Origin of the sequence: Citrobacter sp. Cpo126 (assembly GCF_030332445.1) — a bacterium.
In the GTDB taxonomy this organism is placed as follows: Bacteria; Pseudomonadota; Gammaproteobacteria; order Enterobacterales; family Enterobacteriaceae; genus Citrobacter; species Citrobacter portucalensis.
The window spans coordinates 21,093-32,490 of the sequence record NZ_JAOWHT010000026.1 but is presented as its reverse complement, the minus strand read 5'-3'; the positions used below and the strand labels follow the sequence as shown (position 1 = coordinate 32,490).

At 54.4% G+C, this 11,398-nt stretch carries 12 protein-coding genes; 2 read left to right on the top strand and 10 right to left on the bottom strand.

The features are described 5' to 3' along the window. Window positions 1-265: 265 nt before the first annotated feature. From mhpT to OGY17_RS04280, 7 genes are all read right to left on the bottom strand, one after another. Window positions 266-1,477, bottom strand: coding sequence for a 3-(3-hydroxy-phenyl)propionate transporter MhpT (gene mhpT / locus OGY17_RS04310; RefSeq protein WP_020996588.1), 1,212 nt, complete (start codon window positions 1,475-1,477; stop codon window positions 266-268). 68 nt (window positions 1,478-1,545) lie between these two features. After that, on the bottom strand, window positions 1,546-2,559 hold the full coding sequence (gene mhpE / locus OGY17_RS04305) for a 4-hydroxy-2-oxovalerate aldolase (RefSeq protein WP_137377069.1): 1,014 nt from the start codon (window positions 2,557-2,559) through the stop codon (window positions 1,546-1,548). After that, window positions 2,556-3,506 (bottom strand): acetaldehyde dehydrogenase, encoded by a 951-nt coding sequence (gene mhpF, locus OGY17_RS04300; RefSeq protein WP_048235998.1) that lies wholly within the window; start codon window positions 3,504-3,506, stop codon window positions 2,556-2,558. The genes mhpE and mhpF overlap by 4 nt, the downstream gene beginning before the upstream one ends. Then, window positions 3,503-4,312, bottom strand: coding sequence for a 2-keto-4-pentenoate hydratase (gene mhpD, locus OGY17_RS04295; protein ID WP_048235999.1), 810 nt, complete (start codon window positions 4,310-4,312; stop codon window positions 3,503-3,505). The genes mhpF and mhpD overlap by 4 nt, the downstream gene beginning before the upstream one ends. Before the next feature lie 9 nt (window positions 4,313-4,321). Then, window positions 4,322-5,188 (bottom strand): 2-hydroxy-6-oxonona-2,4-dienedioate hydrolase, encoded by an 867-nt coding sequence (mhpC, locus tag OGY17_RS04290; RefSeq protein ID WP_079935123.1) that lies wholly within the window; start codon window positions 5,186-5,188, stop codon window positions 4,322-4,324. 28 nt (window positions 5,189-5,216) lie between these two features. Beyond that, window positions 5,217-6,161: a 2,3-dihydroxyphenylpropionate/2,3-dihydroxicinnamic acid 1,2-dioxygenase gene (gene mhpB, locus OGY17_RS04285; RefSeq protein WP_048236000.1), complete on the bottom strand. Its 945-nt coding sequence runs from the start codon at window positions 6,159-6,161 to the stop codon at window positions 5,217-5,219. Between the two features lies 1 nt (window position 6,162). Continuing rightward, window positions 6,163-7,827: a bifunctional 3-(3-hydroxy-phenyl)propionate/3-hydroxycinnamic acid hydroxylase gene (locus OGY17_RS04280; RefSeq protein WP_057067123.1), complete on the bottom strand. Its 1,665-nt coding sequence runs from the start codon at window positions 7,825-7,827 to the stop codon at window positions 6,163-6,165. Window positions 7,828-8,018: 191 nt separating this feature from the next. Here OGY17_RS04280 and OGY17_RS04275 point away from each other — a divergent pair, with 191 nt between their 5' ends. Further along, on the top strand, window positions 8,019-8,831 hold the full coding sequence (locus tag OGY17_RS04275; protein ID WP_048226474.1) for a DNA-binding transcriptional regulator: 813 nt from the start codon (window positions 8,019-8,021) through the stop codon (window positions 8,829-8,831). Window positions 8,832-8,966: 135 nt separating this feature from the next. Beyond that, window positions 8,967-9,269, top strand: coding sequence for a putative quinol monooxygenase (locus OGY17_RS04270; protein WP_008783873.1), 303 nt, complete (start codon window positions 8,967-8,969; stop codon window positions 9,267-9,269). 191 nt (window positions 9,270-9,460) lie between these two features. Here the strand turns inward: OGY17_RS04270 and OGY17_RS04265 are convergent, their stop codons facing one another. The 3 genes from OGY17_RS04265 to OGY17_RS04255 form a co-directional block, all read right to left on the bottom strand. Then, window positions 9,461-10,018, bottom strand: coding sequence for a hypothetical protein (locus tag OGY17_RS04265; protein WP_286606479.1), 558 nt, complete (start codon window positions 10,016-10,018; stop codon window positions 9,461-9,463). Window positions 10,019-10,257: 239 nt separating this feature from the next. Beyond that, window positions 10,258-10,734: a cold-shock protein gene (locus OGY17_RS04260; RefSeq protein ID WP_003830914.1), complete on the bottom strand. Its 477-nt coding sequence runs from the start codon at window positions 10,732-10,734 to the stop codon at window positions 10,258-10,260. 86 nt (window positions 10,735-10,820) lie between these two features. Next, a complete protein-coding gene (locus tag OGY17_RS04255) occupies window positions 10,821-11,066 on the bottom strand; it encodes a YmjA family protein (RefSeq protein WP_286606477.1) in 246 nt (81 codons plus the stop codon). Between the last annotated feature and the right edge of the window lie 332 nt (window positions 11,067-11,398).

Sequence of the window (11,398 nt, the reverse complement as noted above, 5' to 3'; positions counted from 1 at the left end):
TAAACGTATGGACATCTAAACATCCAAAGAAGGTTTGTTATACCGCGTTTGTTAACAGAATGCAAAGTCAACCCTGCACCAGACGCAGATGACCGCGTCGGGCGCTTAATAGCGGGTGGGGATTAATAATCAGATACAAAAAGGGCCGCCAGCTCATAACGCCTCCGTTGCCATGTTTTATCTAAACTTTGGCAACACAGTTGACTGACGGCGTTCACCCGGAAGTAGGAACCAAATCTCCCCACTCACACAACCGGATGAATGCTTAAGCACCGCTGGCCGGGATCGGCATCTGCGATTTGCGGCTCATCAGAATAAATACCGCCAGGCCTGCCAGCAAAATGCCCGGCGCAGAAGCCGCCATCACCCCTACCGTTCCGGTACCGAGCGCTAACATTTTCCCTGCCAGCAGCGGGCCGCTCATCGCTCCCAGACGCCCGACTGCGACGGCGGTGCCCACACCTGTGGCGCGGATCTGCGTGCTGTAAAACAGCGGCGCCAGCGCATACAACACGCTTTGCCCGCCGGTGGCGAACATCCCGGCCACAAATCCCGCCATTAGCATGCCGCTCAATGACGACACCGTACCCAGCGCCAGCAGTGAAGCCAACATCCCGGTGTAGATCAGCAGCGACATCACCACCGGGCGCAGTTTATCCATTAACGCCCCGAGAATTAACGTGCCGCTGGCCGCGCCAATTTGCAGAGCAAACATTACGCCTGCCGCCTGCGATGGTCGAAAGCCCTGCTCCACCAGCAGCATCGGCAGCCAGTTGATCAGCATATACACCACCAGCAGGGTGAAGAAATAGCACAACCACAGCAGCAGCGTGGCACTCGCCGTCGCTGGCGCAAACAGGGCACGCAGCGGTGCGGCGGCCACTTGCGTTTGTTGGGTATAAACCTGTGATTCCGGCAGCCAGCGCATCAACAGCGGCACCAGCAACAGCGGGATCACCCCGCCTACCCAGAACACCGTTTGCCAGGCGGAGGCCAGACCGCTAAACCCAAGCGCCGCCGCCAGCGCCGCGCCAATCGGCACGCCGCAGTACATCAGGCTCACTGCCGTACCGCGAAAACGCGGGCCCGCCGCCTCGGAGGTCAGCGCGATCAGATTCGGCAACGCCGCGCCCAGCCCGACACCGGTCATCAGACGGGCAAAAACCAGCGATGAGAAATCCCAGGAAATCGCCGTCGCCAGCGAGAACAGGCCGAACAGCGCCACAGAGGCAATGAGAATACGCTTGCGGCCGTAGCGGTCAGCCAGCATGCCACCCACCAGCGCGCCGGGCAGCAGCCCGAGAATGCCCGCACTGAAGATCCAGCCCATCTGCATTTTATCCAGCGCAAACGCGTGGGCGATACCGACGGCAGCGATACCGGCGGCCTGTAAATCCAGCCCTTCCATCAGGGCAACTAAAAAGCAAAGCCCAACGGTCAACGTCAGGCGGTAAGATGCGGGGGTACGGGTCGTCATAAGATGTCCCTCTGAGGTCACGATGCAGGTGAATCGCGGCTGATACGTTGCCAGCCGCGTAATCATTTTTATTTGCGGTTGCGCAGGTCCAGCGCTACGTCGACGATCATATCTTCCTGGCCACCCACCATCCGACGTTTGCCCAGTTCCACCAGAATATCTACTGCGCTCAGGTCATAACGTGCTGCCGCCACTTCGCAATGACGCAGGAAGCTGGAGTACACCCCGGCATAGCCCAGCGCCAGCGTTTCACGATCCACCCGCACCGGGCGGTCTTGTAGTGGGCGCACTAAATCGTCGGCGGCGTCCATCAGTGCGTAGAGATCGGTGCCGTGCTGCCAACCAAGCTTATCCGCAGCGGCGATAAATACCTCCAATGGCGCGTTGCCCGCGCCTGCGCCCATCCCGGCCAGGCTGGCGTCGATACGGTCACACCCCTCTTCTACCGCGGCAATGGAGTTCGCCACCCCAAGACTCAGGTTGTGATGCGCATGCATTCCGGTTTCTGTTTCCGGCTTCAGCACCGCTTTCAGTGCGCGGAAGCGGGCGCGAATATCGCTCATGTTCATTGCGCCGCCGGAATCGACTACATAAATACAGGTCGCGCCGTAGTTTTCCATCAGCTTCGCCTGCTGTGCCAGGTTCTCCGGTGTGGTCATATGGCTCATCATCAGAAAGCCGACGGTATCCATGCCAAGCTCACGCGCATACTGAATATGCTGGGCCGACACATCCGCTTCAGTGCAGTGGGTCGCCACGCGCACTACCCGTGCGCCGGCCTGATATGCATTTTTCAGGTCATGAATAGTGCCGATACCCGGCAGCAACAGCGTGGCAATTTTGGCATGCTTCACCACGTCCGCCGCCGCTTCAATCCACTCCAGGTCGCTGTGCGCACCAAAGCCGTAGTTAAAGCTGGAACCTTGTAAACCGTCGCCGTGGGCCACTTCAATAGAATCAACCCGTGCGTCGTCCAGCGCTTTGGCTATCTGGCGCACATTCCCCAGCGAATATTGATGCCGAATGGCGTGCATACCGTCGCGCAGGGTCACGTCAGAGATATAGATTTTTTTACCGTTCATGCTGCTTCTCCTGCCTGACGAGCGAGGGACTGCGCCATCTTCTCAGCGGTCGCCAGCGCGCTGGAGGTCATAATGTCGAGGTTGCCCGCGTAGGCTGGTAAATAGTGCGCCGCGCCTTCCACTTCCAGATACACCGCGGTTTTCAGCCCAGAGAACTGGCCGATACCCGGCAGATTCACCGGTTTATCCTCCGGGATGACTTCAAACTGGACACGCTGTTTCAGGCGATAGCCCGGCACGTAGGCCTGCACCGCCGCCGCCATCTCATTAATCGACGCTTCAACTTCAACCTCAGAGGCCGCTTCGCTCAGCACATACACCGTGTCACGCATCATCAGCGGCGGCTCGGCCGGGTTAAGGACAATAATGGCTTTGCCTTTTGCCGCGCCGCCGACCACTTCAATCGCCTTCGAGGTAGTTTCGGTAAACTCGTCGATATTGGCGCGGGTACCCGGCCCCGCCGATTTACTGGCGATCGAGGCGATAATCTCGGCGTAATGGACTTTTGCCACGCGAGAAACTGCCGCCACCATTGGGATGGTTGCCTGTCCGCCGCATGTCACCATATTGACGTTCTGCTGATCAACGTTGGCTGCCAGATTCACCACCGGCACGCAGTAAGGACCGATTGCCGCGGGCGTCAGGTCGATCAGGCGGATGCCTGGTTTAACGGCACGTAGCGCAGCGTCGTTCTTCACATGCGCGCCTGCGCTGGTGGCGTCAAACACAATGTCGATATCAGCGAATTCCGGCATGGCGATAAGCCCTGTCACCCCTTCATGGGTGGTGGAAACGCCCATGCGTCGGGCACGCGCCAGGCCATCAGATTCTGGATCGATACCGACCATCACCGCCATTTCCAGATGCACGCCGTGACGCAGAATTTTTATCATCAAATCGGTACCGATGTTGCCGGAGCCGATAATGGCGACTTTACGCTTACTCATGACTGACTTCCTTTTGTAACCGCCGCTGAAAAGGTGGCGGCGACTGAACCAATACCGTCGATATGGGCTTCAAAACAATCGCCCGCATTCACCGCCGCCATCGGGCCTAACGCTCCGGTGAGAATAATGTCTCCGGCACGCAGCGGCTCGCCGAGGCTGGCCATTTTGCGCGCCAGCCAGACGGCGGCGTTGATCGGATGTCCCAGGCATTCGCTGCCGCGCCCGCTGGAGACCTCTTCGTTGTTGCGCGTCATTTTCATCGCGCAGTTTTTCAGATCTAATCCTGCCGGACGCTGTGCCGGACCGCCGACCACATACACGCCACAGGAGGCGTTATCCGCCACGGTATCAACAAATTTGATCGACCAGTCGCGGATACGGCTGCCGACCACTTCCAGCGCGGGAAGTACCCACTCTATGGCGTTGTAAAGCTCGTCAAAAGTGGTGTCGGTATTGGGCAGATCGCGGTTCAGCACCAGCGCAATTTCGGCTTCAATACGCGGTTGCAGCACACGGGAAAACGGGATGGTTTCGTTATCGCCATAACACATATCAGCAAACAGCGTACCGAAGTCCGGTTGATCGACACCCAGCTGCTGCTGCACTTTCGGGTGCGTCAGCCCCACTTTGCGCCCGACCACGCGACGCCCGCGCGCCACGTCGTACTGTACGTTGATGCGCTGAATGGCGTAGGCCGCTTCGGCGTTATCCACACCAATCAATTCACGCAGCGGGGCGATGGCTTCCCCTTTTTCTTCAGCCTGACGTAAATCGGCGGCTAGCTGCTCAAGATTACGATTCGTCATGTCCGTTCCTTAAGGGCGTGCGAGGAAGTTCAGCACCAGTTGGTTAAAGGCATCCGCATGTTCCCACTGCGCCCAGTGCCCGCAGTCGCGGTAGATATGCAGCTCAGAACCGGCAATTCCGGAGAGCAGGCGCAGACCGGCATCCATCGGTACAAAGCGGTCATTGCGTCCCCAGACAATCAGAGTCTGAGCTTTGATTTCACCCAGACGCGGGCTGAAATCCGGGAACTGTTTCGGGTTGGCCTCCAGGCTCTGGACAAAGTTTTCCAGGTGATCGCGACGCGACAGCATGTTATTCAGGCGTGCCTCAAACAACGCCTCGGTCAGGTCGCTGGTGTCGAAGACAAAGATCTCCATCATCAGCTTCAGATTCTCGATGGTCGGCTCGCGATACAGCTGATTCAGGCGCTTGATACCTTCGGTCGGCATCGGGGTAAACAGGCTCATGCCGCCCGTTCCGCCGCCCATTAGCACCAGTTTGCCCACGCGCTCCGGCCAGCTCAGGGTAAACGCCACAGCGCTGTGACCGCCCATCGAGTTACCCAGCAGGTGGACTTTTTGAATATCCAACTGATCGACCACGCTTTTCAGGATGCGGGCGTTGAGATCGGATCGCGAACCGCGGTTAACGATCCCATCGCTTTTACCCCAGCCAGGACAATCCAACAGGATCACCCGGTATCCGGCCTGTACCAGCGGATCGATATTGCGGCTGAAGTTTGCCCAGCCCGTCGCGCCAGGACCGGATCCGTGCAGCAGCACGACGGTCTCTTCGCCCTGCCCACAGTCATTGAAATGCACGCGTAGGGTTTCGCCTGCTTCCTGCACCTCCAGAAAACGACTGGTAGCGGCTTCGGTTTGCGGTTGGTAAGTCATGATGTTCTCCTGCATATTCAGTTCTGTTTTAGTTCTGCGTAGTGGCGCTCAGGGAGCCGAATCCGGCGATCCACTCCGGGATCGGGCGGTAATAACGGCCTTCGCTGCGCCAGTTGCCAAAGGCAGAAATGGCGGCAAAGGCGGCAACCCAGGTTTTAACTTCGTGCGTTGATTTGCCCGCCATCGCGGACAGCTCTTCGTTACTGACCGCGTCCAGCTCCTGCAAACGCCCCTGCTCAAGCAGGGTCATAAAACGGTTATCCCAGACGGGGTTAAGCGGGTGTAGCGTGTTTTGATCGACCACAAACTTCTCGGCGGCGCTGATCACCCGCTGCTGACGCAGCTCGCGCTCGTTTTCAGGTAACTGTTTGCCGCTGCCGAGCAGGCGGTCACGCATATGGGCATCAGCCTTCGCCAGCTCCGGTACCGGCGGCTGGTGCGATAGCCCGCCGGAGCCTAAAAACAGCACGCGCTTATTCAGCGAGCTGGCGAAACGGCCAATCGCTTCACCGAGCATGCGGGTACGCTGAAAGCCCGGCAGCGGCGTGGCGACGCCGTTAATAAACACTGGCAGCACCGGCACCTTATCCAGGCCGCCGAGCAAAAACTCCAGCGGCTGCGCGAAGCCATGATCGACCTGCATGTTGTAGGACACGGCGAGATCGATACCGCTTTTCATTACCGCGTGGGCGCAGGCTTCAGCCAGATCTGTCGGCACCGGTAATTCCCCCGCCGCGCTACCAAAATCGCCGATCGCCGTAGCGCCAACGCCTAAACAGAACGGCGGCATCACGTCGTAGAAAAATCCGTTGTAGTGATCGGGGGCAAACAGCACGACCAGTTCAGGTTCGAACGCCGCAATACGTGCCCGAGCGCTGGCGATCACGCCGTTAACCTCGTCGAGCACAGCCTGTGCCGGGTCGACATAGCCCACCAGCGGCGAGTGGGAAAGACAGTGAAGATAAGCGTGCATATCAGGCAACCTTTTCAACAGGAATGTCGGCAGTAGCGCGAGTGAGCGTCATCACCGACGCCAGTTTATTCAGGGTGCTGCCCAGGGTTTGCGGAATGGCGATGGCGGCCACGAAGCGGTCCGGGCGCATGACTACCAGCGCGGCGTTGTGCTGGGCAAACCACGCGCGCAGGCGGTTTTGCGTATCGCCTATGCGGGTAACGCCGTCGTGGTTATCCTGATCGGTATGTATCTGCGTATCCGGCACGACCTGGATAAAACGCGTCCCCAGCGCCTGCCATTGTTGGATCTGCGCCTCGCTCATGCCCCATAGTGGGTTACAGCCCCAGCCAATCACCGCGAAATTCGGTCCGATGACGTTGTCGAGCAACGTCACTTCGCCCGATTCCAGCGTCACCTTCGGCTGGATAAACATCTTGCCGACCGGTGAAGTTTTCGCGTCGCCTTCACGCACCAGCGCCCCGGCGTGGTACTGCGGCATCGGCTTAAACCGCATTTCAAGGAAGTAACGTTTGACCGGCGGAATATAGTTCAACAGCCAGGAAACCCCATCGCGTACCGCGCCGTGCCAGCGTTTGGGCGGCGCAAGTACGTTGCCAGCGGTCACGGAGAGGTCGATCATCGCTTTGGCGTGGTCGCGGCGTTCCTGCTGGTAGGTATCCAACAGCGCATCGTCGGCTTTACCGTTAATCACCAGCGCCAGTTTCCATGCCAGGTTGAAAGCATCGCGCATGCCGCTGTTGTATCCCTGCCCCTGCCAGACCGGCATAATGTGCGCCGCATCGCCCGCCAGCAGCACGCGGTCAATACGAAAACGTTCGGCCAGACGAGCATTATGGGTATACACGCGCTGGCGGATCAGCTCGACGTTGTCCGGGTTCGGCAGCACTTTGCTCAGTAACTGGCGCATATTCTGCGGCTCGCTAAGCTGCGCTTCGGTTTCCCCCGGCATAACCATAAACTCAAAACGGCGCACCGCGTGCGGCAGCGCGGCAGAGACATACGGGCGCACCGGATCGCAGCACAAATACACATGCGGCGTGCTGAGCGGATCGTTGGCGATATCCACCACAATCCACTGATTCGGCGCGGTTTTACCTTCAAACGGCACGTTCAGAGAACGTCTGACGTTGCTGCCGCCGCCGTCGCAGGCCACCAGCCACTGAGCCTTCACCGTTTCACGTTGACCGTCTGGCGCTTTCAGATTTAGCGTCACTTCGCCGTTTTGTTGGCTGAAGGCCTCCAGTTCGCGGGAGAACAGGCAGCGCACGTTGGGAAAACGCGACAACCCTTCCAACATCACCGCGTCCACCTGCGGCTGAATAAAAGCATTGCGGCGCGACCAGCCAAATTCGTCGGTCATCGGCTGGATATCAGCAAAACAGCGGCCTTTCGGGGTAAGAAAGCGCATCGCGTGCCACGGCGTGGTGTGCGGCAAAACGTTCTCGACCAGCCCCACAGACTGCATAGTGCGCAGCGCTTCATCATCAATGCCGATGGCGCGAGGATAGTCGATCAGCGTGTCGAGCTTCTCCACTACCAACACCTCAATGCCCATCTGCCCAAGATAGTTGGCCATCATCAGCCCTACCGGACCAGCACCGGCAATCGCCACCTGCGCGGTATGCTGCACAGCGGGTTGGATATCCGGGTTTTTTGTTGTCATTTCAGAACCTCACGACTCGGACAAAACGCAATTGCGGACCCTGGTGAGGCGCAATTTGTTTTGTTAAAAATATGTGAATAATTTTTTGTTGTGCGGTCAGTATAGAAGCGAGTTTTTGCGCTACAATCAAAACATGCCAGGATGTGCACTAAGTGCACAACGTTGTTTTACCTGTAGATTTGTCAATGAATATGAAAAATGACGAGAGCACTGAGTACAAAACCGTACGCGGATTAACGCGCGGATTAATGTTATTAAATATGTTAAACCGGCTCGATGGTGGGGCCAGTGTTGGCTTGCTTGCTGAGTTAAGCGGCCTGCATCGCACCACGGTCAGACGGCTGCTGGAAACCCTGCAGGATGAGGGTTACGTCCGGCGCAGCCTGTCCGATGACAGCTTTCGCTTAACCATTAAAGTCCGCCAGCTCAGCGAGGGGTTTCGTGACGAGCAGTGGATTTCTGCACTCGCCGCCCCGCTGCTGGGAGATTTGCTGCGCGAGGTCATCTGGCCGACCGACGTTTCCACGCTGGATGTGGACGCGATGGTGGTACGTGAAACCACCCACCGTTTCAGCCGTCTGTCGTTTCACCGGGCGATGGTAGGGCGTCGTTTGCCACTGCTGAAAACCGCATCCGGCCTTACCTGGCTGGCATTTTGCCCGGAGAATGAACGGCAGGAACTGATTGAAATGCTTGCCTCCCGATCGGGAGAAGAGTTCCAGCTTGCGCGCGAGCCGCTGAAGCTCAATGCCATTTTGACCCGCGCGCGAAAAGACGGTTTTGGGCAGAACTTTCGCGGTTGGGATCAGGAGGAGAAAATCGCTTCTATCGCCGTCCCCATCCGCAGCGAACAGCGGGTGATCGGCTGCCTGAATTTGGTGTATATGGCCAGCGCCATGACCATCGAACAGGCCGCGGAAAAGCATCTTCCGGCCTTACAAAAGGTGGCGAAACAGATAGAGGACGGCGTCGAATCGCAGGAGATTTTGGTTGCCGGGAGGTGAGATGGATCACAGTTATGCGGATTATCTGATTGATAGCTGGCATAACTCACTAACCGGCCGATAAAACTCTGTGACCTCTTGCCCAAAAAATATCTTCATTACATAGTGTGCATTCGTTTTCTGCCAGGAGGCTGCATGTTAAAGGTCATTGCTGAGGATTTCATCAAACCTGAGTATATTGAAACTGTTCTCCCGTTGTATCGTGAGCTAATAGCGGCAACGAAGAAAGAACCGCACTGCATTGCTTACGACCTGTATATTGATGAAAAAGATCCGGGGCATTTTATTTTTATCGAAGAATGGCCAAACCACGCGGCTCTCGATGAACATTGTGCCAGCGAGCATTTCCAGCGACTTGTACCATTAATCGATCAATACACGCGCCAGGAAGCACGTTACATACTGATGGATGACGTGGTAAATCCGGCAGTCTCGTGATAATGAAGAAAGTAGTTGGAATACTGTTAATTATGTTTTTGGCAGAATGCTCAACACCAGGAAAGACAGTCTTTTACTTCCCTGGTCGCTGAGGGCTTAAAGCCTCTTCAAAAGAGGCTTTAAGCTTTGCAACAATGCATCCCACGGATTACAAAACGGAATCATCACTGTTCCAGATATTAAGCGCATTTTTACGAGGCCATTTTCATCGCGGCACCAATAACTGCCATACACATACTGCTCGCAAGTAAAACAATAAACCAATATATATAATTATTAAACTTTGTAAATAACCAGATAAATCTAAGCAATGACAATGCAGCAATAGAAATAGAAGACACAAACATTGTAAATATATAAATACCAGAAATTATCCATCCTGCTTCTTCGTAAATACTCTTCATTGTAAAAATAAGGATAGATAAGTAAAATGCTGATAAAGCAAGCCCGCTCAGAAAATCATAATAATCGATGTATGTGATGTTTTTATCTTTCTGCGGAAGAGCTATAAACTTTTCAAGTTTCTCATTGTCTACTCGTGACAAAAACCGATTAATTATCGGAGTAAACATCACTAAAATCATCACCAAATGAATGAATAGTAAAGAAAGTTTAATTCTGTCATCAACCGATTCATTCTGTGGCCAGATAGATATTATTTCATAATCCATTTTTGCAAGGAGAAAAAAGCAAATGGCCGATGGTATATATTCAGAAGATATAGCTTTCCATATTTTTTTAAAAATCACTTATATTACCCCATTAGTTATACCGGTGAATCACTATTAGTTAACCGCGCTACTAATCTGCAAATAGTTGGCGATCATATTTATTTAATACGGATAATATATACCTATTCAGAAACGGATTGCTACCTACTAATTTTATCACTACATACCTGAATCACGTAAATTACACATATCAAAAAAAAACCGAAACCCGCTCCTGAAAAGAGCAGCGTTCCGGTTTTTATTCAGTCTGAAGGGTTTCAGACTTTAAGCAGTTTCACCGTCGCGTCGATGTCAATTTCATCTTCCGAGAAGATCAGCGTCGTGCCCTGGAAGGTAGTGATGGCCAGCTTTTTCAGCGTGCGCATTTCACCAGGCTTGACGTCTGATTTCGGTCGGATGCTGTTCATCAGCACGCCGACAGACAGCACAGCATTTTCTTTGTCGATACGGGTCTCTACAGGGACTTCTTCGCTGTAGACCAGGAATGACTTGATCGAGGTGAGCTTCAGACGCTCGCCTGCGATATAGATGTACTTGCTGTCTGGTATGACTTTTACCGCGTAGGCAGACAAGCCTTTGTTATTGGTGGTGGGCTCAAAAGTCACCGCCGCGTCTTTCTTGATCAGCTCAGGATTAGCAACCTTAATCACATGAAAATAGCGGTTGTCGCCGTTTTCATCTTTGATAAATCCAAAGCCTTTATCTTTAAACCACGTTGTGATTGTTCCGTTCATTGCTGTTTCCGCCTGATTAAACCTATTACTTGTAGAGTATACCTACTCAATTTGCGCGCAGTGTAAAACACAGGCCATGTCTTTGGCTACTCGTTACCCCAACGATTGAGGAACTCCGCAATATCATCGATACGCTGAGCGTCGACACCTGCCACGGTAGCCATCTCCTGCTGCGCTTCTTCGCTGATCTCTTCGTTGTTCATCAAACGAGTGATCAGCTGCTGGAAGTAGTGCGCCAGCGCGTCACGTTCTGTGTTGCTCACCGGCTTTGCGGCCTCGGTCGCGTACTCGTCGGCGATATCATAATATTTAAGCGGAATGTCGTTGTTCATCAGTTGCTCCGGGGTAAATGCGGGTGCCAGCAGTTGCCTGCCGCGTCTGGTGTGAATGATAGCATTCTTATTTCATGGTTCGCGATCTGTTTTATTGGTCACTATGCATTACATATATCAATAATGTTTTCCGGCACCACTTCGCATTTAATAAACCTTTCCGTATTTAAATAACAGCATTCTTATTCAGTTCGATATAATGGCTGCTTATTAAATAACGAGCCACCAAGGAAATATTAATTTACTTTAATTACATAATTGATATCTGTCATCTGCAGTTGGCCCAATCCCATCGCTAGTCGCCCATTTGCCCACATTCATCTTCTGGACAA

Bases quoted from the DNA above. Each gene is read 5' to 3' on its own strand.
- mhpF (WP_048235998.1), bottom strand. From the start codon at position 3,506: ATGAGTAAGCGTAAAGTCGCCATTATCGGCTCCGGCAACATCGGTACC.
- mhpD (WP_048235999.1), bottom strand. From the start codon at position 4,312: ATGACGAATCGTAATCTTGAGCAGCTAGCCGCCGATTTACGTCAGGCT.
- mhpE (WP_137377069.1), bottom strand. From the start codon at position 2,559: ATGAACGGTAAAAAAATCTATATCTCTGACGTGACCCTGCGCGACGGT.
- OGY17_RS04275 (WP_048226474.1), top strand. From the start codon at position 8,019: ATGAAAAATGACGAGAGCACTGAGTACAAAACCGTACGCGGATTAACG.
- OGY17_RS04255 (WP_286606477.1), bottom strand. From the start codon at position 11,066: ATGAACAACGACATTCCGCTTAAATATTATGATATCGCCGACGAGTAC.
- mhpT (WP_020996588.1), bottom strand. From the start codon at position 1,477: ATGACGACCCGTACCCCCGCATCTTACCGCCTGACGTTGACCGTTGGG.
- mhpB (WP_048236000.1), bottom strand. From the start codon at position 6,161: ATGCACGCTTATCTTCACTGTCTTTCCCACTCGCCGCTGGTGGGCTAT.
- OGY17_RS04280 (WP_057067123.1), bottom strand. From the start codon at position 7,827: ATGACAACAAAAAACCCGGATATCCAACCCGCTGTGCAGCATACCGCG.
- OGY17_RS04270 (WP_008783873.1), top strand. From the start codon at position 8,967: ATGTTAAAGGTCATTGCTGAGGATTTCATCAAACCTGAGTATATTGAA.
- mhpC (WP_079935123.1), bottom strand. From the start codon at position 5,188: ATGACTTACCAACCGCAAACCGAAGCCGCTACCAGTCGTTTTCTGGAG.
- OGY17_RS04260 (WP_003830914.1), bottom strand. From the start codon at position 10,734: ATGAACGGAACAATCACAACGTGGTTTAAAGATAAAGGCTTTGGATTT.